The sequence below is a fragment of the Pseudomonas faucium genome (genome assembly GCF_021602585.1).
Classification (GTDB): domain Bacteria; phylum Pseudomonadota; class Gammaproteobacteria; order Pseudomonadales; family Pseudomonadaceae; genus Aquipseudomonas; species Aquipseudomonas faucium.
In genome coordinates this window covers 92,769-118,729 of sequence record NZ_BQIP01000020.1, presented here as the reverse complement: position 1 = coordinate 118,729, position 25,961 = coordinate 92,769, and the positions used below count along the sequence as shown (strand labels likewise).

General features: G+C 62.1%; 24 protein-coding genes. 8 read left to right on the top strand and 16 right to left on the bottom strand.

Going from position 1 to position 25,961, the window contains the following annotated elements:
- The 3 genes from L6D75_RS21030 to dusA form a co-directional block, all read right to left on the bottom strand.
- Positions 1–1,734: alkaline phosphatase D family protein (locus L6D75_RS21030; protein ID WP_176512158.1), on the bottom strand; the 1,734-nt coding region annotated here is incomplete at its 3' end.
- 138 nt (positions 1,735–1,872) lie between these two features.
- A complete protein-coding gene (gene tal / locus L6D75_RS21025) occupies positions 1,873–2,799 on the bottom strand; it encodes a transaldolase (RefSeq protein WP_176512156.1) in 927 nt (308 codons plus the stop codon).
- 251 nt (positions 2,800–3,050) lie between these two features.
- Positions 3,051–4,061: a tRNA dihydrouridine(20/20a) synthase DusA gene (gene dusA, locus L6D75_RS21020; protein ID WP_176512155.1), complete on the bottom strand. Its 1,011-nt coding sequence runs from the start codon at positions 4,059–4,061 to the stop codon at positions 3,051–3,053.
- 99 nt (positions 4,062–4,160) lie between these two features.
- On the opposite strand from dusA, the gene L6D75_RS21015 reads away from it, so the two are divergent.
- Entirely contained in the window at positions 4,161–5,303 is a 1,143-nt protein-coding gene (locus L6D75_RS21015) for a site-specific integrase (protein ID WP_176512154.1), read from the top strand.
- Here the strand turns inward: L6D75_RS21015 and L6D75_RS21010 are convergent.
- The 5 genes from L6D75_RS21010 to L6D75_RS20990 are packed head-to-tail and all read right to left on the bottom strand — an operon-like array spanning position 5,272 to position 9,100.
- Positions 5,272–5,550 carry a pyocin activator PrtN family protein gene (locus L6D75_RS21010; RefSeq protein WP_176512153.1) on the bottom strand — a complete coding sequence of 93 codons (279 nt, stop codon included), beginning with the start codon at positions 5,548–5,550 and terminating at the stop codon, positions 5,272–5,274. The two genes, L6D75_RS21015 and L6D75_RS21010, sit on opposite strands and share 32 nt — an antisense overlap.
- Before the next feature lie 9 nt (positions 5,551–5,559).
- Entirely contained in the window at positions 5,560–5,772 is a 213-nt protein-coding gene (locus L6D75_RS21005; RefSeq protein ID WP_176512152.1) for a hypothetical protein, read from the bottom strand.
- A 10-nt stretch (positions 5,773–5,782) separates the two neighbouring features.
- The gene (locus L6D75_RS21000; protein WP_176512151.1) at positions 5,783–7,126 is read right to left on the bottom strand and encodes a hypothetical protein; all 1,344 of its coding nucleotides are present in this window, start codon (positions 7,124–7,126) and stop codon (positions 5,783–5,785) included.
- Positions 7,123–7,440, bottom strand: a complete 318-nt coding sequence (locus L6D75_RS20995; RefSeq protein ID WP_176512150.1) for a hypothetical protein — start codon at positions 7,438–7,440, stop codon at positions 7,123–7,125. The genes L6D75_RS21000 and L6D75_RS20995 overlap by 4 nt, the downstream gene beginning before the upstream one ends.
- Before the next feature lie 40 nt (positions 7,441–7,480).
- Positions 7,481–9,100 carry a DNA cytosine methyltransferase gene (locus L6D75_RS20990; RefSeq protein WP_236193783.1) on the bottom strand — a complete coding sequence of 540 codons (1,620 nt, stop codon included), beginning with the start codon at positions 9,098–9,100 and terminating at the stop codon, positions 7,481–7,483.
- Here L6D75_RS20990 and L6D75_RS20985 point away from each other — a divergent pair.
- Positions 9,047–10,150 carry a hypothetical protein gene (locus tag L6D75_RS20985; RefSeq protein ID WP_236193782.1) on the top strand — a complete coding sequence of 368 codons (1,104 nt, stop codon included), beginning with the start codon at positions 9,047–9,049 and terminating at the stop codon, positions 10,148–10,150. The genes L6D75_RS20990 and L6D75_RS20985 overlap by 54 nt on opposite strands.
- 6 nt (positions 10,151–10,156) lie before the next feature.
- Positions 10,157–11,395 carry a NosD domain-containing protein gene (locus L6D75_RS20980; protein WP_176512149.1) on the top strand — a complete coding sequence of 413 codons (1,239 nt, stop codon included), beginning with the start codon at positions 10,157–10,159 and terminating at the stop codon, positions 11,393–11,395.
- 48 nt (positions 11,396–11,443) lie between these two features.
- Here L6D75_RS20980 and L6D75_RS20975 read toward each other — a convergent pair whose 3' ends face one another.
- Positions 11,444–13,480: an acyltransferase family protein gene (locus L6D75_RS20975; protein ID WP_176512148.1), complete on the bottom strand. Its 2,037-nt coding sequence runs from the start codon at positions 13,478–13,480 to the stop codon at positions 11,444–11,446.
- Entirely contained in the window at positions 13,477–14,067 is a 591-nt protein-coding gene (locus L6D75_RS20970; protein WP_176512147.1) for a sel1 repeat family protein, read from the bottom strand. Before L6D75_RS20970 ends, L6D75_RS20975 begins: the two co-directional genes overlap by 4 nt.
- A 202-nt stretch (positions 14,068–14,269) precedes the next feature.
- On the opposite strand from L6D75_RS20970, the gene L6D75_RS20965 reads away from it, so the two are divergent.
- Entirely contained in the window at positions 14,270–14,806 is a 537-nt protein-coding gene (locus L6D75_RS20965; RefSeq protein ID WP_176512146.1) for a hypothetical protein, read from the top strand.
- 9 nt (positions 14,807–14,815) lie between these two features.
- Positions 14,816–15,988 carry a hypothetical protein gene (locus tag L6D75_RS20960; RefSeq protein WP_176512145.1) on the top strand — a complete coding sequence of 391 codons (1,173 nt, stop codon included), beginning with the start codon at positions 14,816–14,818 and terminating at the stop codon, positions 15,986–15,988.
- A gap of 398 nt (positions 15,989–16,386) precedes the next feature.
- Here L6D75_RS20960 and arsH read toward each other — a convergent pair whose 3' ends face one another.
- The 4 genes from arsH to L6D75_RS20940 are packed head-to-tail and all read right to left on the bottom strand — an operon-like array spanning position 16,387 to position 19,249.
- Complete coding sequence (gene arsH, locus L6D75_RS20955) at positions 16,387–17,088, bottom strand: arsenical resistance protein ArsH (protein ID WP_176512144.1); 702 nt, start codon at positions 17,086–17,088, stop codon at positions 16,387–16,389.
- 12 nt (positions 17,089–17,100) lie between these two features.
- On the bottom strand, positions 17,101–17,571 hold the full coding sequence (locus tag L6D75_RS20950; protein ID WP_176512143.1) for an arsenate reductase ArsC: 471 nt from the start codon (positions 17,569–17,571) through the stop codon (positions 17,101–17,103).
- A 27-nt stretch (positions 17,572–17,598) separates the two neighbouring features.
- Complete coding sequence (locus tag L6D75_RS20945) at positions 17,599–18,882, bottom strand: arsenic transporter (RefSeq protein WP_176512142.1); 1,284 nt, start codon at positions 18,880–18,882, stop codon at positions 17,599–17,601.
- Positions 18,883–18,901: 19 nt separating this feature from the next.
- Positions 18,902–19,249, bottom strand: a complete 348-nt coding sequence (locus tag L6D75_RS20940; RefSeq protein WP_176512141.1) for a metalloregulator ArsR/SmtB family transcription factor — start codon at positions 19,247–19,249, stop codon at positions 18,902–18,904.
- A gap of 127 nt (positions 19,250–19,376) precedes the next feature.
- Here L6D75_RS20940 and L6D75_RS20935 point away from each other — a divergent pair, with 127 nt between their 5' ends.
- Entirely contained in the window at positions 19,377–19,997 is a 621-nt protein-coding gene (locus L6D75_RS20935; RefSeq protein WP_176512140.1) for a LysE family translocator, read from the top strand.
- A 4-nt stretch (positions 19,998–20,001) separates the two neighbouring features.
- On the opposite strand, the gene L6D75_RS20930 is transcribed toward L6D75_RS20935, so the two are convergent.
- Both L6D75_RS20930 and L6D75_RS20925 read right to left on the bottom strand, forming a co-directional pair.
- Entirely contained in the window at positions 20,002–21,774 is a 1,773-nt protein-coding gene (locus L6D75_RS20930) for a phosphoethanolamine transferase CptA (protein WP_176512139.1), read from the bottom strand.
- A 126-nt stretch (positions 21,775–21,900) separates the two neighbouring features.
- Entirely contained in the window at positions 21,901–22,926 is a 1,026-nt protein-coding gene (locus tag L6D75_RS20925) for a LacI family DNA-binding transcriptional regulator (protein ID WP_176512138.1), read from the bottom strand.
- Between the two features lie 249 nt (positions 22,927–23,175).
- Here L6D75_RS20925 and L6D75_RS20920 point away from each other — a divergent pair, with 249 nt between their 5' ends.
- Both L6D75_RS20920 and L6D75_RS20915 read left to right on the top strand, forming a co-directional pair.
- Positions 23,176–24,525, top strand: coding sequence for a uracil-xanthine permease family protein (locus L6D75_RS20920; RefSeq protein WP_176512137.1), 1,350 nt, complete (start codon positions 23,176–23,178; stop codon positions 24,523–24,525).
- Between the two features lie 21 nt (positions 24,526–24,546).
- Complete coding sequence (locus L6D75_RS20915; RefSeq protein WP_176512136.1) at positions 24,547–25,944, top strand: amidohydrolase family protein; 1,398 nt, start codon at positions 24,547–24,549, stop codon at positions 25,942–25,944.
- The last annotated feature ends 17 nt before the right edge of the window (positions 25,945–25,961 follow it).

The following is a 25,961-nucleotide window of genomic DNA, read 5'->3' as shown; positions in this document are numbered from 1 at the left end:
TAACCGTTCCCCGGCCTTGCTGTGGCTGGGTGTACGTGGCACCACCTCCATCTCCCGCCGCTTGGTAAACCAGTTGAGCGGCGAGCGCGGCGAGTAGAGCCAGCGGTTGAGCCGGTCCAGCACATCCAGCAGGCGCCGGGGGAACTCGTTCTTGATGCCGCTGCTGGTCACCTGCCACAGGTGCGGGCTGCGCTGGCGATGGCGGATCAGCACCTCGTAGACGAACGAATAGTGCACATCGCCCGACAGGATCACGTAATGCCCGGGCGTGCGCGAATGGCGGAAGATGTTCAGCACCACCTGCGCAGCCCCGCGGTGGGCCATCCAGTTCTCGGCATCGACCAGCAGCGGGTAGCCCAGCCAGCTGAATACCCGTTGCACCGTCTCGATCAACTTCACGCCGAAGATCGGCGCTGGCGAGACGATGATCGCCGAAGGGTGATCCAGCAGGGCTTGCTGGAGCTCGCACAGCGCTTCCCAGTCGAGCAGGCCGGAAGGCTTGGCCAGGTCGCTTTCACTGCGCCAGCGCCGTGTGCGGGTGTCCAGCACCAGCAGCGGCGGCTCGCTGGGCAGGCTGAACTGCCAGCCCTTAAAGCGCAGCAACTCGTCGATCAGGGCATCCCGGGGCTGGCTGCCCAGCTGCTGGCATTGCCCGACCAGCGCCTGGCAGCCGTCCGGGTCGTTGCCCCAGGCCTGGCACAGCAGGTAGCCGAGCAAGGCATTGCCGATGATGCGGCGCGAGAAGGGGTGGCCGTAGGCGGTTTCTTCCCATTGCGCCGAGAGGTTCCAGTCGTCGGTGATGTCGTGGTCGTCGAAGATCATCAGGCAGGGCAGGTGGGCCATCACCCGCGCGACCTCGCCGAGGTTGGCGGCGAACGCCTCGATCAGCGGCAGCTCCTGGCTGTAGCGCGCCTGGTGCGGCTCGGCGAGGCCTGCGGGCATGCCCAGGCTGACCAGTTGCCAGGGCACGGGCGACCAGACCAGCAGGTACATGGCCAGCACCTCGGCGAAGGTCACCAGGTGGTTGTCGGCGTTGCTGGAAGAGAAGATCGGCTTGCGCTTGCCGCCGAAGAAGCGCTCGCGCAGGCTTTCGTTGCGCGCCTGGGCGGGCAGCAGGTCGGCGCGGTGGTAGTAGCTGGCGGGGTGGCGATAGAGCGCCTGGCTGCCTGCGACCACCGCGCCTTGCAACGCTTCGTCGTACAGGCCCAGGCGTTCGATCAGCGAATGGATGGCCCGCAGCATCGGCCCGGCGACGTCGTCGGCATACACCTGGTCGCCGGTCATCAGCAGCACGGCAGGGCGCTGCTGCGGGTCTTGGCAGGCCAACAGCAAGCGGTCGGCGCACAGCAAGCCATCGCTGGCCGGGTGGTGTGGCTTGCGGCAGGAACCGTGCAGCAGCTGCTCGAGGTGGCCGCGCAGCACCAGGTTGGGGCGTTGCTGGCCGGGGTAGAGCAGGTACGGCGCCCAACTGGCGATGCCCAGGCCATCGATGAGCAGGTCGTACTCGAGAGCGATGTCGCAGGGCAGGGGCTGGCTGAAGTGGATGTCCAGCAGGTGGATGAAGGCGTGCTGGCCTACGGGGATGACTTGGCAATCGACCTTGGCCGCAGCGTCCATGATGAGCTCGGGTTGCAAGGGTTGCGTGCCGACCAGCCAGATGGCCAGGCGCTGGGGTTCCAGGCGGCGCAGTATCGGGCCAACGAGCACTTTGGGCAGTGGGGCGCAGGAGGTCATCGACAGCTCGGGGCTAAGCGGGCTTCTTCGCATGGCTTGCACCACGAAGAAACCCTGGCGTTCAAATCAAACCAGATGAAACAAAAACGGGCGGAAAATGCTGAACATTTCCCGCCCGCCTGGCAAACCTGAGATGTATCAGGCTTTGTCAGCCATCAACTTCTCCAGCTTCTCCTGGTGCCGCGCAAACTGGCGAATGCCTTCGGCCAGCTTCTCGGTGCCCATGGCATCTTCGTTCATCGCCCAGCGGAACTGGCTTTCGTTCAGCACCTGCTTGGCCTCGCCGGCATTGCCCGGCTTGAGCATGCGTGGCAGCTCGCCCTGGTCGTCGCTGAGCTGTTGCAGCAGCTCCGGGCTGATGGTCAGGCGATCGCAGCCGGCCAGTTGCTCGATCTGGCTGATATTGCGGAAGCTGGCGCCCATGACCACGGTGTCGTAGCCATTGGCCTTGTAGTAGTTGTAGATGCGCGTGACCGACTGCACGCCTGGGTCATCGGCACCCACGTACTCCTGGCCGGTGCTTTTCTTGTACCAGTCGTAGATGCGGCCCACGAACGGCGAAATCAGGAACACCCCGGCATCGGCACAGGCCTGGGCCTGGGCGAAGGAGAACAGCAGGGTCAGGTTGGTCTGGATGCCTTCCTTCTCCAGCTTCTCGGCAGCGCGGATGCCTTCCCAGGTGGAGGCCAGCTTGATCAGCACGCGGTCCTTGGATACGCCAGCGGCGTCGTACAGGGCGATCAGCTGGCGGGCCTTGTTCAGCAGCGCCGGCTCATCGAACGACAGGCGGGCATCCACTTCGGTGGAGATACGCCCGGGGATGGCCTTGAGGATGCCCGAGCCCACGGCCACCGCGAACTTGTCGCAGGCCAGGTCGACATTGCCCTTGGCATCGGCCTTGACCTGCTTGAGCAGGTCGGCGTAGCCAGGGATGGCGGCAGCCTTGAGCAGCAGCGACGGGTTGGTGGTGGCATCGACCGGCTTGAGGCGGGTGATGGCGTCCAGGTCCCCGGTGTCGGCGACCACGGTGGTGAACTGCTTGAGTTGTTCCAGCTTGGAAGTCATGGCGTGCTCTGTCCTGTGCGATTGCTCGACATTACCCGAGCCCCGACGGCCGCTCAAGGGGCCTGTGGGGCGGGGGCGAAATGGCGAAGGTGATGATTCGAGTCACCCGCCCGCACGAGGTTCCCTTCCCCGACCTGGATCTCTAAAAGCTGCCGCAACCGTTGTGGGAGCGGGCTTGCCCCGCGAACACCGGCGTAGCCGGTGCCATGCAGTGCAATGCTGGCATCGCCTGCAAACCGGCTACTGCAAACTCAGCGCCCTTGCAGCAGCTCCGCCGCCTGATCAAACACCACCAGCGGCTCCGGCGCCTTGTGAATATCCGCCGACAACAGCTGCCGGAACCGCCGCGCCCCCTTGAACCCCTGCCCAAGCCCAAGAATATGCCGGGTGATGTGATGCATCGCCCCACCGCTCTGCATATGCGCAACGACGTAAGGCCGCAACTGCGCCATCGCCTCACTGCGGCTGACCACCGCTGCCTCGCTGCCGAACAGCCGCTGGTCCACCTCGGCTAGCAGATAAGGGTTGTGGTACGCCTCGCGCCCCAGCATCACCCCGTCGAACGTCTCAAGGTGCGCCTGGCACTCGTCCAAGGTCTTGATGCCACCGTTGAGCACGATCTCCAGGTCCGGGAAGTCCGCCTTCAGCTGCGCCGCCACGTCATAGCGCAATGGCGGAATCTCGCGGTTCTCCTTGGGCGACAACCCTTCCAGAATCGCGATCCGCGCGTGCACGGTAAAACTGCGGCAACCCGCTTCACGCACCTGCCCGACGAAGTCGCACAATTGGGCATAGCTGTCGCGGCCATTGATGCCGATGCGGTGCTTGACCGTCACCGGCGTCGACACCGCATCGCGCATGGCCTTCACGCAATCGGCCACCAGCGCCGGATGCGCCATCAGGCAGGCGCCGATCATGTTGTTCTGCACCCGGTCGCTCGGGCAGCCGACGTTGAGGTTGACCTCGTCGTAACCCGCTTGCTCGGCCAGGCGCGCGCACGCAGCCAGGTCGGCCGGCACGCTGCCGCCCAGTTGCAGGGCCAGCGGGTGTTCCGACACGTCGTGGCGCAGGAAACGGTGGGCGTCGTTGTGCAGCAGGGCGCCGGTGGTGACCATTTCGGTGTAGAGCAGGGTGTGCTTGGACAGCAGACGCAGGAAGAACCGGCAGTGGCGGTCGGTCCAGTCCATCATCGGTGCAACAGAAAACCTCCTGACTACCGTATCGCTTGAGGTTCCGGGGTTTCCTGCTTGTTTTTGGGGCATTTCTCTATCTCTGTTTGTTGCCGCTTAATTCTGGTTCTTGCTGGTTTTGCTACTGCGCTTGCTACAATGTAGCAACCGCAAACAGCCGTGTAGCAAATCATGGGAACCATCACGCAGCGCAAGCGCAAGGACGGGTCATCGGGCTTCACCGCCCAGATCCGCATCATGAAGGAAGGGAAGGCAGTTTATCAGGAAAGCCAGACGTTCGACCGGAAGGCGACGGCCCAGGCCTGGATCAGGAAGCGTGAGGCCGAACTGTACGAACCTGGCGCCATCGAGAAGGCCAACCGGAAGGGCGTGACGGTCAAGCAGATGATTGACCAGTACCTGGTCGAGTACGAAAAGCTGCGGCCGCTGGGCAAGACCAAGCGCGCAACCCTCAAGGCGATAGGCGAAAGCTGGCTCGGTCAGGTTGCGGATCAGGAGCTGACAAGCCAGAAGCTGGTCGACTACGCCATGGACCGCATCGAGAAGGACGGCATCCAGCCGCAGACGGTCGGCAATGATCTGGCGCACCTGGGCGCCGTTCTGTCCGTGGCCAGGCCCGCATGGGGGTATGAGGTCGACCCGCTGGCCATGCCCGATGCACGGCGAGTATTGAAGAAGATGGGCGCCGTGACCAAGAGCGTCGAGCGCAACCGCCGACCGACTCGGGAGGAACTGGAACGCATCATCAAGTACTTCCAGAAGGTGCGCGACGCCAGGCGGCAGGAGATCGACATGGTGCGGGTGGTGGTCTTCGCGCTGTTCTCGACCCGGCGTCAGGAAGAGATCACGCGGATACGATGGGATGCGCTCAACGACCATGAGCAGTCGGCACTGATCACCGACATGAAGAACCCTGGCCAGAAGTACGGCAACGATGTGTGGTGTCACATGCCCGATGAGGCCTGGCGCATCCTGCAGTCGATGCCTCGCGTAGCTGATGAGGTGTTCCCGTACAACGCAAAGTCGATCTCGACTTCGTTCACCAGGGCCTGCAGCTTCTTGGAGATCGACGACCTGCACTTCCACGACCTGCGCCACGATGGCGTCAGCCGCTTGTTCGAAAAGGGGTGGGATATTCCGCGCGTGGCCAGCGTGTCGGGCCACCGGGATTGGAACTCGATGCGGCGCTATACGCACCTGCGGGGGAAGGGAGACCCTTATGAAGGGTGGGAGATTCTGGAGGAGGTGGTAACGGGCCCCGTTATCGAGGCCCAAAAGAGGCTCAAGAGGCGCGCCGAAGACCGCGCCCCATAAGCTTGTCCTGCTCGGCCTTGGCCTTGGCGTGCTGGTCATCGATGTAGGCAGCCAGGTCATTCAGGTGCACGCCGCGCGCACCCTTCTGGCTCGATTCCATCCAGACCAGCGGCAGGTTGATTTCGCCCTTGGCCACCTTGGCCTTGAGCTTGGTGGGCGTGATGTCGAAGTAGTCCTTGCAGACCAGCTCGATGGGGATGATGGCCTGGCCGTTGTACTGGGCCATCAGCAGGAAGGCGGTATTCATGTTGACCTCTCAGAAAATGTAACGGACAGGGGCAAGGTGGGTGGCCGGCAGCCTGGCCAGCACCGGCCCTTCGTCGAACTGGTCGCCGGCGGGTGGTGGCGGGTGTTGGTCATCGGCCTGGGCCACGCGGTGGTTGGTGGCGTAGATGGTCAGCACCACGCCGATCAGGAAGGCAAAGGCTGCTGCGGTGAGGCGGGCCCAGAAGACGGTGGTGTGCTTCACGGCGCCGGCCTCAGTAAGGGATGCACTTGTTGCAGGCGCCGGTCCAGCCTGGCGTTCCGCACCCTGAGCAAGGTTCGGTTTCCGGTGTGCCGCGCTCTTCCGGCCGGCTTTCAAGGTCGGGCAGGAGCAGAGCCAGCGCTTTCTGGTAGTTGGGGTTATCGTCCAGCATCTTGGAAATGCTGTCGCAGTCACCGCCAAGCCCGGTGATCTTGTCGTAGCCGGCCTGAACGACCGAACGGTAGTCGTAGACCATGTAGCGCAAGAGGTCCTGCGTCTGGTCGAGCTTTTCGTCCAGCGCTGTCAGGTCGGCCTGCAGCTGGTCGCACAGCACGCACCTGGAGAGGACAGTAGGTTTGAAGCCTGCCAGTGCGGCGCGCGCCATCCAGCCCGACAGCCGTAGGTTCAAGTCAATGGAGTCGGTTTCCTCGATATTGCGGCCATTCATCGAGCGGTATTCCTTTCGCTCTGGAGAGAAGCACACCCCCTCTTGAACGACGAAAGCACGCTCAAACGCTGCTTGCTCATCGTGCTCGGCCGGCGGCGCTGCTGCACAGTCCGGGCATGGCACGGTGTCGAGGATGTTGCCGACGGCGCCCTCGTCGTTGCAGGTGGTGCATCCTGGCGCTATCGCTTCTGGACCGGCGGACAGGGTGGCACGCGCCTTCCAACTGCTCCAGCCCGCCTGGGTGTGCGTGTCTGCGTAGCTTTCCGGGTCATCCTGGCTGCGGGTGAAGTCCAGGATGCTGGGGTCGAAGCCAGCCATTTCGGCGTGGTCTTGGCAGGACTTTACATACTCCGCCCGCTCATCGATCTCAGCCGGGGCACGAAGAATCGCCTGTGCTTCTCTTTCGGTCGGCCCTGCGCCGGCGGATAGGGCGTCGTGGTGGGCGCGCATCTTGCGCTTGAGCGCCGTTCCTATGTCGTGCTGATAAGCCTCATCCAGCAGCGCAGCCTGCTCGGCAAGCTGGGCGTGCAGGCTTTCGTTCCCAGCTTTCAAGGCATGGAAGGCTTGCGTGCAGTTCTTCAGCTCCAAGCGCAGCCACTCAACGTCGCAAGGATCGGCGTGGGTGTAGAGCGGCCCCAGCTTGGAGATCTCGTCGAGGCAGGCCCTCCAGCCCCCGCGATAGCCTTGGTCCCAGTCGTGGGAATCGCTCAGCTTGGCATTGCAGGAGGGAAGCGCCACCGGCTCGTCCTGGTGCTGCTCGGTTGACTTGGTCAGGAAGGCGCGCAGCTCGTCGTCAGCCTGGTGCAGCTCTGCCAGTGACTTGAAGTCGATGCGGATGCAGCCTTTGTCGCCCAGCGATTGGGTGGTGTAGAAGCCTGTGCGCAGCATGGCTGCCTTGTCGTTGCTCATTGTCCTTGCTCCAGTAGTTGAATGACGTCCAGGTAACCGGCGATGTGGCTGCCGGGCTTGTCGGCGGCGGTGCGCTTGAGGTGTCCCACCACCAGGGCCACGCCGTTGGTAGCGGCCAGCGTGCGGTGCATGGCCAGGACCGTGTCAGTGGCTTCCTTGCGTGCCTGCTGGCGCATGTATTCGTTGATGGGGCCGCGCACCACCAGCACCGGGATGGGCTTGGGGCGAATGGCGGTTTCGGTGGAGTAGGCTGGAACAGGCGCAGGGGTAGAGCGGCGAGCCCGGTCAAGGGCTGCCTGGGCGGTTGGGCTCATGGTGATCTCCAGCAGGCGCCGGTTGCCCGGAGCGGCATGGTCAGGATCTGCTGACCTGGGAAACGCTCAGCCCAACCGCAACCGGGCGAACCCAGATCGGCATGCTGCTGAGCATGAAGGTTTCGCCCTGGGCGGCCAGGAGCAGGGTGGTTCCCATCACATGGGCGATGGCCTCCGCCGCTGCCGGCGGTACCGCGTTGCCGATCCGTTCGCGCCAGGCCTGATCGCTCAGGCCGTCCAGCTCCAGCTGTTCCTCTGGCTCCACCAGGCTTTGCAGGGCGGCCAGCTCCAGGGTGGTGAACGGGCGGTGCCAGGTGCCGTCGAGCGACTCGATCACACAGGTGAGCCGATCGTTGGCCTCGGGCAAGCGGGGATCGGCAACGCTCCAGCGCCCGTTGTCGTGCATGGCGCTGGCGGAAACGGCCCCAGCAGAGCCACTCCAAGGCACGACGCCATAGTGGCCACCGGTCAGGTAGGCATCGCCCTTGGTGCGGCGCATGCCTGGGCGCGGGTCCTGCACTGCGAAGGCGCCTTGGCCAGTGGTGCTGCCAGCGATGACGGTGCGAGCCGCACGATCCCATTGAGTTACGTTGTACTTCCCATGCCCAATACCAACGTGGCGAGGGTCAGCGATGCATTGGCCGCCTGCGCTCGGCGACTGGCCGCCGGTGACAGTACCGGCATGGGTGTCCATCTTCACGATGCGGTACACGTTGTTATGGCGAACACCGTTTGGGCGTGGGTCAGCCACGCTGAACGTGCCTTGCCCAGGGCTCTTCACCCCGATCACCGCGCCGCTTGTGTCCTGCCAGCGGCGAACGCCGTACTGCTGGTACTGCAGGGCGCCGGCCCTGGCGCGCGGATCAGCGACCGAGAACTTGCCGTTGGTTGGGCCGCTGCGGGCAGCAACAGTGCCGGCCGGCTCCTGCCAGTCGTGCACACCCAAGAACCCTTCGCGGAATTGCGGAACGATGATCAGGTCGCGCAGGTAGCCATCCTCGATTGCTAGGTCGTTCAGGCTGCGCCAGTCCTTGCCGGCCTCGACGAGGGCCAGGCGAACCCAGGTCTTCCATTGCAGGGCCGGTACCCGGTGCATGGGGCCGGCCTGCTCGATGTCGCCGGCCAGGGGCATGCGGCCGAGGATATCGCCCACGGCGCGCAGGTTCTTCTTCTCCGGCTCGTACAGGAACGGCGGTACCTTCTCGACGTGGCGGGCCACCAGCAGGAAGCGTTTGCGGCTCTGGGCCAGGCCGCCGATTACGCCGCAGTCGTGGGTGGTTTCGGCAACCGCATAGCCAAAGTGGCTGAGCAGGGCGCCGATCTGGTCCAGCAGGTGCCGGCCGCGGCTGGCCAGGCGAGGAACGTTCTCGAACACCAGCAGCGGCACCGGGTCATCGCGCCAGGCCTCGCCGAACAGCCAGATGCAGCGCAGCGTCAGCTCGTTCAGGGCCTGGTACTTCGGGGTCATGCTCATGGTTTCGGACAGCAACCCGCTGGCGCCCTTGCAGGGAGAGCTGATGAACACCGCATCGGGGCGGCGGCCGCCGGCGGCGCGACGGATGTCCTCCGGCGTAGCCTCGCGCCAGCCTGACGGGGGCTCTTTGCCGTGGAAGCGGATGTACTGGTCGCGGGTGAACAGATCGATCAGCGTGCCATTCACGCCGCTCAAGCGCTCGAAGTCGGCCAAGCCGCCCTGGCCAACTTCAACACCGCCCGCCGTGGCGTGATCGACAACCGCTTCAAGGAGATCAGCGGGCAGACGCGCATTCCTGGCAATGCCACCCAGGCGCGAGTGGCCGCCAACGTCCGGGCATGGCAGTCGCTGTCCAAGCTCGGCGGCGCGCTACTTTCCAGCTTCACCGACTTGCCGGTGGCGGCCAGCGAGATGCGGTACCAGGGCCAGAGCTTCCTTGGCAGCCTGGCCGAGATGGGCGCCGGCCTGCTGAAGGGCAGGGGCAGCGCCGAGCAGCGCCAGATCCTGTCGGCCTATGGCGTCTACGCCGACTCGATGCGCGGCGAGATCATGCGCCGCTTCTCCGCCGACGACTCGGTGGGCGGCAAGATGTCCCGCGGCATGAGCCAGTTCTTCCGGCTCAACGGGTTGTCCTGGTGGACCGATGCCAACAAAGCCAGCGCCGGCTTGATGATGGCGCACAACCTGGCGCAGAACAAAGGCAAGGGCTGGGGGGCGCTGAACGCCGATTTCAAGCGCGCCTTGGGCCTCTACGACCTCGACGCGGGCAAGTGGGATCTTCTGCGGGACATGGACATGCGAATGGCCGATGGCCGCGACTACATGACCCCTGATGGCATATCTGGAATCAGCGATGAGCGTATCGGGGAGTATCTGTCCGGTCGCAATCGCCCCGTATCCGTGGGCGCTATCCGCGAAACTCGCCAGGACCTGAAGCGCAGCCTGCGCGCCTACGTCAACGACCGTGTTACCTATGCAGTGCTGGAGCCGGATGCGCGCACCCGCTCGATCATGAACCAGGGCACGCAGCCCGGTACCGTCCCCGGTGACCTGTTGCGCTTCGTCACCCAGTTCAAGAGCTTCCCCGCGGCCTACATGCAGAAGACGCTGGGGCGCGAGATCTTCGGTTTCACTGACGATGCCATCAATCACTACGGTATAGCCTTCTGGAAGGCATCGAACAGGAATCTGGTCTACGGAAACAAAATCACTGGCGTGGCTAACCCAACAAGTTGAGGTCTGTTGATCGACTTCATCGGCGAGGGGGCCGAATTTGCTGGCTACTTCGCCAACAGCGGCGCCACAGTCCGGGCGACAATCCCATGCTCCGACAACATCATTGTTCATAACCATCTCATTAACGGAAGTTACGGCGTAGTCTTGCTGGGCTGCGAGCGTACTCTAATTGCAATAAACGTAATGACAGGCCAGAACCACCGTTCCGTCTATATGGCGGAGTCGTGTGCGTGGACCGTGGTAGCGAACAACGAACTATCAAACTTTCTTTCCACGGCGGTTCTTCTCGGCTATGGCTGCATCGAAAACATTGTCATAGGCAACGTTTGTAAGCGGGAGCCAGGTGTGCAGCCAGCAGGCACCGGCGAGGCGGTTATCAACCTGACAACTGGCGCGCAACGAAACCTCATCACCACAAACAAGATATACGCAGACACAAACTACGGCATCTACATGGGTTGCGGGATGCAGCACAACCGCATCATCGACAACGATATCCGTGGCTACTACCTTGCGGGCATCGCACTGGAGAGCGACTGGGAGGCAATTGCCGACCGGCCTGCAGGTGCTTTGTACTCCAGGCCAAACTACCAGGCGCCGGGAACCGTGGCGCCAGGGGCTACGCAGTGGGCCTACCAGAACGCTGACAGTAATGTGATTCGCATCAACACAATTCGAGAGGGTGCGCCAGGTCGGTCGGTTGCCGCAATTTACATTGCCCAAGTTGATTCGAACTCTAACCTGAGTCTGACCAGAAACATTATCGCGGACAACGTCGTGTTCGGTAATGCCGATATGGCTTACTACCTGTGCGTGTACGAGGAAACATCCGGGCGGTTGGTGAACTGCAAGCTAGTAGGTCAGATGTTCTCTGATATTGCTGGGCCGCCTGTGGCATCAAAGGTCTTCATCAGTCGTGGTCGACTTCATTTCAGCACTTACAGGAATAACGACGTTTGCGATTCGATTGTCGTTAACTTTTCGGCTGGCGCCACAACACCATCGGTTTCTTACGGTGGCCGTTTCCAAACAGCGAATACTGCAGCTACGAGTATTACGACTTTCTCTGGTGGCGCTGAAGAACAGTTAGTCAACGTTCGCCTAGATCAGTTCACGACGTTAGTCCACAACAACGCTTTAATGCGGCTCAAGGGAAATTCGAACGTTGTGGCGACATCGTCAAACAGCTTCATTAAGCTGCGACTTATATCTGGAGTCTGGTTCGAGGAGGATAGGAGTTTCTAATTTGTGGAGTATGTGGCGGCGAGGTTTCTCGCCGTCACAGCTTTATATCTACTTGTTTGTAATAAGTTTTCCGAATGGGAAACTTGGCGTTTTCTCCCACTTGAGCGCTAGGTACTTGGCCCCTTCCACGGTGAAGTGAGTTTCGTCCTGGAACAGCCGATACCCGTCAGCTGAGGTCACGCAGTTTTCTTGGTCGTCACTGCAGAAGTACTCAGTCGGTATTACGGCGTGTACTCTTTCTCTGCTGGCCGCAATACCTCGAACAACGCTGTTCGTGAACTCTTGGCGCTGCAGAATTGTTGGCTTATCGAGAGCCTTGCAGCGCTCGATCACTTGGCGTTCGCTTAAAATGTATCGAGGGACGTTGTCGCAACCGTCCAGCGATTTTCCGATGTTCGGCGACTGTGCAAACACAATCACTTGCCCGGCGCTCTTCAGCGCCGCGTCTACTGTGCTGCCCAGCTTTTCCGCAAAGACCTTTCTGGAGGCGTCGATTGTTTTCACTGGGTTGGCGGTGTCCACGATGTATTGCTGCGGCACCTTGTACGGACCGTACTGGCTCGGCTCAACAGCCCACGCCCATCGTGAGGAAATGATCACGTAGTCATATTTGTTCGTCTTAAGGTGATTTTCCCAGGCATTGTTCTGAATGCGGCAACCTTCCTCTCGCGGATCGGGCGCAGCAAAGATGTGGGTGGTTCCGAATAGCGGGTTGCAGCCTACGTAATACCAGAGCGTTACCTTGATATTGTGCTTTTTCCCGATGTAGTCGAAGGCCCCGCGAATGTGTGCCGCGTGGCTGTCACCGATAATCAGCGCCGTCTTGGCGTCCGGATTTCGGGAGCCAACATCCTGAGCGTTCGAGTACGTCGAGATCAGCGAATTGTGCCAGTCGTTGCGTCGCAGATCGATGGCCTGGGTTACTTCCGACGACGCCTGCTTGTCAGTGGCGATACGCCATTCCCACCCGTTCTGCGAGTAAACCGCCACGCCGAAAGCCACCAGTAAACTCGCCGGCGCTGCAAGGTATGCAGTGAACCGCTTGTTGCTCACAGACGGACTGGAGCCGCCACGCACACGCAGTGGCACCTCAATGTAGCGATACTGGGCTTGGGCAGTTATCAGGGTGATCACGCCCATCAGGACAATGTCGAAGGTGCTTGGCTGGGTGAAGATGTAATAGTTGTAGAAGACGATGACCGGCCAGTGTGTCAGATACAGGGAGTAGGAGCGCTCGCCAACCCATGTCATCGCCCGGTTTCTCAGCAGCCACCCTAAGCGCTTGGCGCCGCCCGAATAGATCACCAAGGCAGCCGCCGCGCAGGGGAGAAGGGCTGTGTATGAGGGGAACGGCGTGTTCTCTGTAAATGTCGCCATGCACCATGCGATTACCGAAAGACCGACTGCAAGTAGGATTTCGTTAGCCTTGTTGGGCATGCGGTTTGCCGGCGCCCACACCAGCAGCGCACCAATCGCAAACTCATAGATCCGGAATGGCATGAGGAAGAACGGAGACGTTGGATCGAGACGGATCCAGGCCCAGGCGAAGTAGAGGCTAATGCATCCAGAGATGAACAGGATCGCAGGGGCTACCAGGCGACTGCGCGCCGATAGCAGGAAAACCAGAGCTGCTGGCCAAACCATGTAGAACTGCTCCTCAACGCTCAGCGTCCAGGTGTGCAGCAGTGGCTTTGTCAGCGCAGACGAATCGAAATACCCACTCTCAAGCCAGAACCATATATTGGAGGCCGAGAAGAGCGCGGCCACTGACGAAGCTGCAGAGCTCTTGAAATGCTCGCCAGACAGAAGTAGAAACGAGACGATGAACGAAACAATGATGGTGCAGGCCGCCGCAGGTATCAGTCGCCTTACCCGCCTAATGTAGAAATTGGCGAAGCTGAACTTGTTTCGCTCCACCGCATCACGTATCAGGCCGGTAATTAAAAAGCCAGATATGACAAAAAATACGTCAACACCAACAAATCCGCCGGGTATGAATGGCAGGCTTAAGTGAAAGAGTATGACGCCAAGAACGGCAATCGTCCGAAGTCCGTCAATGTCTGGTCTGTACTTTAAAGCGCTCACATCGTTTCCTTAAGCTTTTTCTTTGCCGCTACAATCCCTGCTGCTGCGGATTCTTTTAGAAGTCGCTGCGCCTCAATAGGATCCTTATTAGGGTTGCTATCATCTAGCAACATTTCTGCAAGGTAAAATTTCGAGATAGGAACATTTATCAATACAGGACTAGTGAAGATGGTTGTTGCTTTCTCAACGTTTTTCTGAACGAACCTACCCATCTTGTACTCAAGGGCCGCACGGTTGGCGAGTACAATATCGCCTTTCAGGATGAATCCTTGCTCAGCAATAAATACGGCGAGTCTTTTGCTTTCTTTATCTTTGCCGGTGTAGATGAAGGAGTTTGTGAGCGTCTGCGAAAATTTTATATCCCGAGACTCAACGATCGATCGGGCCAGATTCGAGAGCTGGGCATCGCTGAAGTTACTGATGGCTTCCCTGAGGAAGGTGGCAGCTTGTTCCGGCTGCTCAGGGGCATCTTGCGCAAGCTCATCCCAAATGTTTTTTTTGTTCAGTCGCCATTCACCCAAGGTGAAGATCGATGCAATTACCGCTGCGGCAACTGCGATGACAAATAGGTTGCTTCGTTTGGTCACTCTGGCCATCCCTTATGAGCCTGACTGGCTTGCGCGGCGCGCAAAAAATCGCGGGAATGTAGCAAATAGCCATTGCCTATGCAATGTGCCTGCGCGACGAAGGGAAATATCGTCTCACCAATGGCCTCTTGCCTGACCGACGCACTGCATCGATGTCAGAGAAGCATCTCTGCGGCTCGGTGCAGCAAGCATCCCCAATGCCGTGCTGATTGAAGCAGATCAGATCTGGACTGTCTCCGGCGCTCAGTACACCGAGGCCCAGCGCACGCAACGCGGACTTTCGTCAGGGGTACACCCGGAGGAGATTGGACACCGGCTGGTGGCCGAGACACTGGCTCAGCGCTTCGGGCTCTCCGTTACCTCGAAGAAGCAAGCGATTCGCCGAGACCCAATGTGGAAAGCCTTAGACATCAGCGCCAGTGGCCTTGTCAACAGCTCCACCGAGCCAGGGCGCTTCACCGGGTATCGGATCAGCGACCGCAGTATTGAGATCATCGTGAACCTAGCTACAGTGCCTACGGGGCCAGTGACCTTGGGCACTATTCCGATTGCCGACTTTACCGGCTTCGCTGGTGCCAATTTCAAGTCAAACCCTGACATCACTGGGAAAAACGGACTATTCACGGTTGGCTCAAGTGGCACCATCGCGTATCGTCCCGACCCAACCGTTACGGGAACTCCGACATCTTGCACGTTGTACTTGTCAATCCCGTATCACGATCCGTATTTCTGGTTCTAAGAGGAAGGCATGAAGCTGTTGATCTTTGGTGTTGCGGCAGTATTAGGGTCGACGAGCGTTTTCGCAGGAAACGAAACTGAGGCGTCACTCGTTGGCGACTCGGTTTTTATCCGATCTTCCTTCGGAATAAACCGTAACCTTATTAGAAGGGTTGAACTCCAAGATCCAGCTCTCGGGAATCAAGTGGTGAACTATGGCGGAGCTAGGATAGTTCCTGCTAATGGGGAGATTCCATTTGCTCGGGGTTATCTCGTTTCTGCGGAGCGCGACGAAGCTGTGCCAGTGAAGTTCAATGGCACGTATATCGGGGCGAACCATGGTGCTTTCTTTGGTGTGTCTATCCCTATCAGTTCAAGGGTTAAGGTTGGCAGCCAATGGACTGATCAGGAAGGCACGCGTTACAGGGTCGTGTCAGTTGATAAGAGCGCAGCAACTCTTATATCCAGCGAGCAAGCATCGCCGGGTAGCTGGAAATTCAAGACAGTGGTTTCTGGCGACCTGGTCGAGGTTGGTGGTGACGCGAAGCTTTCATCCAATGGCCAGACCAGGACGCAGATCTACCCGTCAGTCCGGAGGATTTCGATATCCGTTCGATCCGGCAACAATCAGCCGTTGCGGGAAGGCTTCAGCGCGGTGGACAAGGTTGCGGTCGATGAGGTTTACGACATCCTCAGCCCTGCGGAAGACCGCGCAGTGATGGCCAGGGTCTCGGTTGGATATGTGTTCCAGGGAACCGGGAACACCATCGATATGTCGGTTAGGGCAATGCAAGACCTGCATGGATTCTCATTGGCGGGAGCCCAGATATACCCGATCAATGCCAGCGGAACCGAATTGCTGCAGCGTGTTGAGTCCGGTGATCAGCTCTCGACATGGAGTGGTGCGGGGAAGGCCGTTACCGCATTGCGTATATCCACCAAACAGCACAGTGCTTCGCAACGTATCGAGACTGGGTCTTTCCAGTTTGGACATAGCGCTGTCGTGCGGGAAGCAACCCTCAATGGAAGACCCCTGCCGCTCGTTGAGCGCATCGACATCTCTGCAGCCCATAAGCAATACCTCATGGCTGTGGAGGGCGGTTCGGGTGGGTTCAGTGGAAATTTGAGGGCCGGTGATGTCGTGAAGGTATCGGCCTACCGAACCTATTGGATAGGAACGGAACCAGTTGCAAGCGAGCCTTGAGTGATCCGGGCGAGCAATGAGCCTGAAGTGATAGAAACACCTGCAATGCCAGTCCGGGATGCTGCCTTTTTCCTGACCAAAAAATAGCCACTTATGTGGCTATTCCTTCCCTCTTGCTTAATTTTTGCTACAGCAAAAACACGGCATGTCTACAGGCCCCGTAACCACAGGGCTTTCCCGATTAATCGACCCGATCCATCATCGGTGCAGCGCTGAAGCGGCGTGACGGCTCAGGGCGCGTGTTTTGGTTTGCAGTGTTCACGTTCAACGGGTTCCATACCGATTTTCAAGGCGTTTGGAGCGTTTCATCCGCAGGTCGGCACAACAGCGCGCGCCGTACCTGCTCGAATCAATCGCACAGGCCGCTAGTTTACCAACAGCGCCTGGCATCCGCCCCTTCAAATCGCCCGCTGATTCACCCGCGACGAAAGCGCCTCGGCACTCTCCTTACGCTCCGAATACCGATCAACCAAGTAATCCTGCCGATCACGCAGCAACAGCGTGAACTTCACCAACTCCTCCATCACATCCACCACCCGGTCGTAATACGCCGAAGGCTTCATCCGCCCAGCCTCATCGAACTCCAGGTAAGCCTTGGGCACCGACGACTGGTTGGGAATGGTGAACATGCGCATCCAACGCCCGAGCACGCGCAGCTGGTTGACCACATTGAACGACTGCGACCCCCCGCACACCTGCATCACCGCCAAGGTCTTGCCCTGGGTGGGCCGCAGCGCGCCAAGCGCCAGGGGTATCCAGTCGATCTGCGCCTTGAACACCGCCGACAGCGCGCCATGGCGCTCCGGCGAGCACCAGACCTGGCCTTCGGACCACTGCACCAGCTCGCGCAGCTCCTGCACCTTGGGATGCTCGACCGGCACATCGTCAGGCAGGGGCAGGCCGGAGGGGTTGAAAATGCGGGTTTCGGCGCCGAAATGCTCGAGCAGGCGCGCGGCTTCTTCCACCAGCAGGCGGCTGAAGGAGCGCTCGCGGGTCGATCCGTAGAGCAGCAGGATGCGCGGCTTGTGCTCGCTGCTGCGCGTCTTGGCGGGCGGAGCATCGAACAGGGAAAGGTCGAGGTTGGGCAGTTCTTCTGACATGGGTCCTCCTGCTCAGAGCGCGCCGATCCGGGCCAGCTCGTGCTTGAGCTGGTCACGGTCGAGGGCGTCGAAAGGCAGTGCAAAGAAGGCTTGGAAGCGTTTTTCGATATGGGCGAGGGTCGAGTTGAAGGCGGCGCTTATGGCGGCTTCGTTGCCTGTGACGTCGGACGGGTCCGCCAGCCCCCAGTGAGCTTTCAGCGCCGGGCCGAAATACACCGGGCAGGCTTCGCCGGCGGCCTTGTCGCACACAGTGATGACGATATCGGGCGGGTTGCCTTCGAAGGCATCGTTACCTTTGCTGCTGAGGCCTTCGATGGAGATGCCGGCTTGCTGCAGGGTGCTGAGGCTGCGCGGCAGTACCTGGCCCTTGGGGAAGCTGCCGGAACTGATCGCCTCGAACCCGGCGGGGGCCATGTGGTTGAACAAGGCTTCGGACAGGATGCTGCGGCAGCTGTTTGCCGTGCACATGAAAAGAACTCGCATGAAAGGCTCCTCGGTTCAGGTCGGGTTTCAGTAGCTCAGGCGCAGGGCCAGGGCGCTAAGGGTGATCAGCAGGACGGGCAGGGTCAGGACAATGCCGACCTTGAAGTAGTACGCCCAGGTGATGCGTACCCCCTTGCGTTCCAGCACATGCAGCCAGAGCAGCGTGGCGAGGCTGCCGATGGGGGTGATCTTGGGCCCCAGGTCGCAGCCGATGACGTTGGCGTAGATCATCGCCTCGCGCACCAGCCCGTCCGCGCCGCTCGCCTGGATCGACAGCGCGCCGATCAATACGCTAGGCATGTTGTTCATGACTGACGACAACAGCGCTGAAAGCAGGCCAGTACCCAAGGCGGCGCCCCACACGCCGTGCTCGGCCAGGCGGTCGAGCAGCTGCGTGAGCAAATCGGTGAGCCCGGCATTTTTCAAGCCGTACACCACCAGGTACATGCCCAGGGAAAAGACCACGACTTGCCAGGGCGCCTCACGCAGCACGCGGCGGGTAGAGATCTTGTGGCCGCGCGCGGCGACCGCGAACAACAGCGCTGCGCACATGCCAGCCACCGCGCTGATCGGGATACCCAGCGGTTCCAGTGCGAACAGGCCGACCAGCAGCAACAGCAGGGTCCACCCACCCACCACGAATGTGGCGCGGTCGCGGATGACTGCGCTGGGCTGTTGCAGCGCGTCAAGGGCGTAGTGCCTTGGCAGGTCGCGACGGAAGAACACGAACAGCACCAGCAAGGTCGCGGCCACGCTGGCCAGGTTCACCGGTGCCATCACCGAGGCATACTCGGCGAAGCCGAGCTTGAAGTAGTCGGCCGAGACGATGTTCACCAGGTTGGAGACCACCAGCGGCAGGCTCGCCGTGTCGGCAATGAAGCCTGCGGCCATGACGAATGCCAGCGTCGCCGCCGGCGAAAAGCGCAAAGCGACCAGCATCGACATGACGATGGGCGTAAGTATCAGCGCCGCACCGTCGTTGGCGAACAGTGCCGACACCGCAGCGCCCAGCAGCACGCAAAAGGCGAACAAGCGGTAGCCACTGCCTTTTGCCCAGCGTGCCACGTGCAGGGCGGCCCACTCGAAAAAGCCTGCTTCATCCAGCAACAGGCTGATGATGATGACGGCGATGAAGGTGGCGGTGGCATTCCAGACAATGGCCCAGACGGTGGGGATGTCTTGCAGGGAAACCGCGCCGGCAGCCAGTGCGATGAGCGCGCCCAGCGCCGCGCTCCAGCCGACGCCAAGGCCTCTGGGTTGCCAGATGACCAGAACCAGGGTGAAGACGAAGACAGCTACTGCAATCAGCATGGCAGGCTCGCTCGAGGGTTCAGCAGCAGGCGGCGTCACGAACGGGCCGGCCGTCCATGTTCTGCAGGCGCGAGGCGTTGTCCTGCAGCCATTGGGCATTGGCCTGCAAGGTCAGCTGCAGCATCTCGTGCACCCAGGCGGGCAGTTCGGGGTTGAGGCGGTAATACACCCACTGGCCCTGGCGGCGGTCGAGCAGCAGGCCGCTGCTGCGCAGTTGCGCCAGGTGGCGGCTGATCTTCGGCTGGCTGTCGTCCAGGGCGCACATCAGCTCGCAGACGCACAGCTCGCCCAGGCGGGTGATGAGCAGCGTGGCACGCACGCGGGTCTCGTCGGACAAGCTTTTGAAGACCTCGGGAGGAGTGAGCATGGCAGGGCCCTTTACATATGGATAATCGAATATACGGATTTCCATATGTAAAAAGCAAGTCGCCTGCGATGAGCGCCGGGGGAGGCATGCTAACCTCAAGCCATTTCACCCTCAGGCACGAATGCCCATGTCCATTGCCGACAACCTGCTTGCCTTCACCTTCGCTGCCACCTTGCTGACCCTGACCCCGGGCCTGGATACCGCGCTGATCCTGCGCACCGCCACCGTGGAGGGCCGCCAGCAAGGGCTGCGTGCCGCGCTGGGCATCAATGCCGGTTGCCTGCTGTGGGGCGCTGCGGTTGCCTTTGGCCTGGGCGCACTGCTTGCGGTGTCGGCGCTGGCCTACGACATCCTCAAGTACTGCGGCGCCGCCTACCTGGCGTGGCTGGGGGTGAACATGCTGGTGCGGCCCAGGCAGTCGCTGGGGGCCGTTGCAGGGGAGGGGCGCGGGCAAGCCAATTGGTTTCTCAAAGGCATGCTGGGCAACCTGCTGAACCCGAAGGTGGGGATTTTCTACGTGTCCTTCCTGCCGCAGTTCATCCCGCAGGGCCAGCCGCTGGTGGCCTGGACATTCGGCCTGGTGGGCATCCACGTGGCCCTGGGGTTGCTCTGGTCGATGGCCCTGATCGGCGCAACACAGTCACTGGCGGGTGTGTTGCGCCGGGGCAGGGTCATCCAGTGGATGGACCGTGCGACAGGCCTGGTCTTCGTCCTGTTTGCCGCACGGCTGGCACTGGGCAGGCGCTAAGGGCTCAGTGCCTGGCGGGTTGTTCCTGGCTGATGTCGGCCGTTTTCTGCACCTGCTCGGCCTTGTCCTGGGGCAGCTTGTCGAACTCGTGCAGGCCGTCCTTGCGGTACGGGTCGCCGATCCAGCGCGGCGCCACCACGAACTGCGGGCTCACCAGGCTTTTCGCCGGCTCGAAGCGGTCGTAGCTCAGGCCAGCCAGGTCCGACAGCGTGTGGATCAGGTGCGAGCTGCTGTACGGCCGGTTGGCCAGGGCCTGCAGGTCACGCGGGTGGGCCGCCTGCCAGCTGGGGGACGTCCACAGCAGGAACGGGATGGTGTACATCGGCCGGGTCGGCGCGCCTTCGTTGCGGCCCAGGCGGTCATGGTCGCCGGAGCTGTACACATCCTCGCCATGGTCCGACAGGTACATCAAGAAGCCGTTGGGCGTGGTGGCCGCATAGCGCTTGATCAGGCTCGACACCACGTAGTCGTTGTAGCGCACCGCGTTGTCATAGAAGTTGTAGGTTTCCACCTGGCTGTCGCTCAGCGCCGCAGGGGCGCCCTGGCGGTCGGTGAAGTGCTCGTAGTCCTGCGGGTAGCGGTAGCGGTAGTCCATGTGCGTGCCAAGCAGATGGATGATGATGAACTTGTTCTTGGCCGGGTCCTGCAGGGCCTTTTCGAACGGCGCGAGCACCACATCGTCGTACTGGCTGGCGTTCTGGCTGCGCTGGTTGTTCAGGTACGCCTGCTCGTCCGTCTGCTGGGAGAAGGTGGTGAGCATGGTGTTGCGCTTGGTCATGGTCTGCTGGTTGGTGATCCAGAAGGTCTTGTAGCCTGCCTGTTTCATCAAGTTGATCAGCGACGGGTCGGTGAGGAAGCGGTCAGGGTTCTGCTCGTCGCCGAAGGTCAGGATCTGCTGCATCACCTCGATGGTGTAGGGGCGCGGCGAAACCACGTTCTGGAACACCGTCAGGCCCTTGTCGCTGGCGGCCAGGGCGTCGAGGTTGGGCGTGGTGTCGCGGTTGTAGCCATACAGGTGCATGTGCTCGCGGGTGGTCGACTCGCCCAGCACCAGCACCAGGGTGCGCGGGGCGTCGCCGCTGCTGTCCTGCAGCTGCTGCAAGGGCGGCAGCGCGGCGTTCTGGGCCAGCAGGGCCTGCATGTTGTCGAGCTGCTGGCGGTACTGTTTGTAGCCCACCAGCAGTTGCCACGGCACCGCAGGCTCCATGCGCTGCTGGACCTTCTCCAGGGCGTCGGCGAAGTTGCGTTCCTGCGTGACCATCTGCTTGTAAAACGGGAACACCAGGGTGGCCGCCAGCAACAGCAGCACCACCGGCAGGCGGCTGCGCAGGGGCAGGGTGACCGGCCGCACGCGTTTCCACAGCAGCACGGCGCCCACGGTGTACAGCAGCAACGCCAGCATCAGCCAGATGTTGAAGTACTGGCTGAAGTATTCCCCGGCTTCGGCGGTGTTCGACTCGAACATCACGAAGATCACGCTCTGCGAGAACTCCTGGCGATAGATGCCGAAGTAGCTCAGCCCTACCAGCGAGGCAGCCCACAGCACCAGGCCGATGACTGCGGTGGTGGCGCGGGTGAAACGCGGCAGCAACAGCACCGGGGCAAGCCACAGGGTGCTGAGGAACAGCGAGTCACGAAAGCCGGCAAAGCCGGTCGTGCCGCTGAACAGCAAGAGCGCCTGGGTGACGCCGGAGAAGTACCAGAAGAACAGCAGGAGCCAGCCCAGGCCGGCCCAGTCCACGCGCTTGGGCGCGGATGGGGATGCAGTGTTTGCCACGTTTGCCTCTTAGAACCATGGCGGCGGCCAAGTGGGCACGCTGCCGAAAGGCGGTGACGCTAATCTGCCGTATGTGAAAATTGCGTCATCCAGGCATGGAAAATCCATCAAGTGGCGCGAATGGCGCTATGCCTGCCGGGTTGAGTCGCGCACCACCAGGCTGGGCATGGGGGCATGGATGCATTCGCGCGCGCCAGTGCCGTTGATGTGTTCGAACAGCAGTTCGATGGCGAGCGCGCTCACCTCTTCAAGGTGCATGTCCAGCGATGTCAGGGGTGGGGAGCATTCCCGCGCACGCAAGCCGTCATAGCGGGTGACCACTTTCACATCCTCCGGCACCTGCCGCCCGCTGCCCTGCAGCGCCTGCACGGCGCCGGTGGCGAAGGCGTCGACCGGCACGCACAGGCCGTCGATGCCAGGGTGTGCCTGCAGCAGTTGCAGGCAGGCCGCCGCGCCCGCCGCTTCGCCACCGCCTTCATCGGCCCGCACGATCGCCGCCACCTGGCCGTGACGCGCGCAATAGGCGCGGTAGGCCCGCTCCATGTCCAGGTAGGAATGCCGGGCCTGCGCGCCGATGATCAGGCCGATGTGCCGTGCGCCCTGTCGCTGCAGGTGCTCGAGCAGCAGCGCGCCGGTCTGTTCGCCGTGCATGTCGATGTACGGCAGCGCCTCCCGGGCCTCGGGCTGGCGCCCGATGGTCACCACGTTTACCCCGCGCTTGCGCAGGCAGGCGACGTTGGGGTCGTCGGCGACCGGTTCGATGATCACCGCGCCGTCGATGTCCAGCGTGTGCAGCAATGCCTGCGCTTCGTCCATCGGCGGCACCAGCACCAGTGCCACGCCTTGGCGCATGGCCGCCTCGGTCGCGGTGGCGGCGATCTCCATCAAGAAGCCCAGGCGCGAGGAGCCACCGGCAACCGCGAATGGCATGGACGAGAGCAGGGCGATGGCATTGGCGCGGCCGGTGCGCAGGCGCTGGGCGCGCAGGTTGGGGCTGTAGCCAAGGCGCTCGGCCACGGCCTTGACCATGGCCCGCGTCTGCGGGTCGACCTGCCCACGGTCGTTCAAGGCGTGGGAAACGGTGGTGCGCGAAACGCCTGCAGCGTCGGCGACATCGGCGATGGTGGGGCGGCGAGAAGGGCTGCTGGGCATGGGCGGGGCGGCTCTTTGAACGATGGCCGCAGTTATACGCTGCCACAAAGTCAGCGGCTACTTGGCGGCCCGTGTCGAACAGCCGTTGACACTGCCAAGGGTTGAGTCTAGATTTCAACTAAATCGATTTGGGTAAGTATAAAAATCGATTTGGTCTGGTAAATACCTGCATTTTCCAGGCGGCTTCACCCAGCGCTTAATAACAATAATTCAATGGGCCGCCCAAGGCGGCTCAGCTTGAGGTGGGATATGCCGAATCGCGTGGATACACCGCTTTGCCCTGTTGACGAGCGCCTGCCCTGGCGCCAGCTGTTGATGTTTGGTGCCCAGCATGTGCTGGTGATGGCGGCATCGCCGATTGCCTCGGTGTTTCTGATGGCCACCGCGCTGGGCTTTTCCAGTGCGTTGACCCTGCAGTTGCTCAGCGCCACCTTCCTGGTCTGCGGCCTGGGCACGCTGGTGCAGTCGCTGGGCCTGCGCGGCTGTGGCGCGCGGCTGCCGTTCATCATGCTGCCGGGCGGCGCGCCGATCATGCTGTTCATCCTGATCGCCCAGCAGAACGGGGTCGCCACCGCGTCCGGTGCGGTGATCCTCACGGGCGCGTTCTACTTCCTGGTATTGCCGCTGTTCCGACGGCTGCTGCGGTTTTTTCCGTCCGTGGTGGTCGGCACCATGTTGCTGCTGGTGGCGGTCAACCTGGTCAAGCTCTCGGGGCAGTTGATCGTCGGCCAGCCTGGCAGCAGCCACTTCGCCGCGCCCGAGCAACTGCTGCTGGCCTTCGCCACCATCGCCATCACCGTGGCCTGCGCCCGGCTGTTGCGGGGCATGCTGGCGCAGCTGTCGATTCTGCTCGGCCTGCTGGGGGGCAGCTTGCTGGCGGTGGCGCTGGGCGCTTTCGATTATTCAGGCGGCGGTGACGCCCCGCTGTTCAGCCTCCCTGCCTTCATGCCCTTTGGCGTGCCGCACTTCGACCTGTTCGCCTCCATCCCGCTGATGCTGTTCTGCCTGGTTTCGATGGTCGAGGCCACGGGGCAGACGGTGGCGATCAGCGAGGCGGTGGACAAGCCCCTGGATGTCGACCGCGATGTGGTGCGCACCATTCGCGGGGACGCCTTGACCTCGATCCTGGGCGGCTTCATGGGCACTTCGCTGATCATCACCAGCGGCGAGAACATCGGTGTGATCCGCGCCACCCAGGTGCGCTCACGCTATGTAACGGCCGTTTCCGGGGTGTTGCTGCTGCTGTTCGCCGTGCTGGCGCCGCTGGCGCGGCTGATCGAAGGCGTGCCCGAGGCCGTGGTCGGCGGCACCAGCCTGATCGTGTTCGCCATCGTCGGCACCATGGGCATCGACATGCTGCGCAAAGTGGACATGCGCAGCCACGGCAACCTGTACGTGGTGTCTGTCGCCCTGGCAGTCGGCCTGCTGCCGATTCTCGTGCCGGGCGTCTACAGCCAGTTCCCCAGTGGCGTGGCCGGCCTGCTCGGTAACGGCGTGGCCATGGGCGCGCTCACTGCGGCGGTCATGAACTTCCTCTTCCATTGCACGGGCGCCAAAGCCTCTTCGGCAGATGCCAAGGCCAAGCTGCTCAATCCCTGACGCGTACACTAAGGCTCACTTATGAACTCCATTGTTTCCAAGCATTTGGCGCTTGCGCCTGAACAACTGCTGGCTGCCGGCCAGTTGCTGGCCCCTGACTGGCTGTTGCTGCCCGAAGGGCCGCGCCGCGGGCAGGCCGTGCTGGTGGTCGATGGCCGCTTTGCCGACGTCGGGCCGCTGGCGCTGCTGCAGGCCCGGTACCCAGGCCATGCGCTGCTGCGGCTGGAAAACCAGTTGATCATGCCCGGCTTCATCGATACCCATCACCACCTCAGCCAGAGCTTTGGCAAAGGGCTGGTGTTTGGCGAACCGTCGGAGATCTTCCGCCGGGTGTGGATCCCGCTCGAGGGCTCGCTCGATACCGACCTGCTGTACCTGACCAGCAAGCTGGCGGCATTCGAATCGCTGCGCGGCGGCTTCACCACCGTGTGCGATGCCGGTACCCGCTCCAGGGAAGGGGTCGAGGCCATCGCCCAGGCGGTGCATGAAGTGGGCATGCGCTGCGTGCTGGCAAAAACCTGCAACGACCTCGAAGGTGAGCGGGTGCTGGATGCCGCCGGGGTGCTTTCGCGGGCGCAGCAACACCTCGCGCAGTGGGACAATGACCCGCTGATCACGCCGTCTTTGGCGGTGCCGATTCCGGAAATTGCCACCGACAGCACCCTGGGGGCGGTGTATGGCCTGTGCCGTGAAGCGGGGAGGGTGTTCCAGAGCCATGTCAACGAGCACCTGGTCGCGGTCGAGCGCTCGCTCGAACGCTACGGCGTGCGCCCGTTGGAGCACCTGCACCGGGCCGGTGCGCTGGGCCCTGGGGCGCTGCTCGCCCACGCAACGCTGCTCACCTCGAACGAAATCTGCCTGTTGCGCGAGAGCGGCGCCACGGTCAGCTACAACCCGGTGGCCAGTGCCTGGAAGGGCAATGCCGTGGCCCAGGCGCATTTGATGCACTGCCTGGGCATCCCCGTGGCGCTCGGCACCGATGGCACCCGCGGCGATGGCTTCCGCCTGCTCGACTACGCCGAGGCGGCGCAACGCTTTGCCCATGGCTTGCCGGTCGGCGACTCGGTGTGTGGCGGTGGCCAGCTGTGGCTCGACATGGCGACCCGCCAGGCCGCCGACGCGCTGGGCTTGGGCCAGGTGACCGGCAGCATCGCCGCCGGCCGGGCGGCGGATTTTTTGCTGGTGGACCTGGCGGTGCCGGAGCTGCTGCCGTCGTGGAACCTCAGCTGGGACCTGGTCCGGCTGGCCAACCGCGAGCAGATCCAGGCCGTCGTGGTGCACGGCAAGCTGCGCCTGTGGCAAGGCTGGCCGACCGATTGGGACGCCCGCGCGCTGATGCGCCAGGTGGACGAGCTGGCCAGAAGCGTCGTGCACCAGGCGCCCATCCATAAAGTGCATCCCCTGCCGACTGTGGCGTGACTCCCGTGGAACGAGCA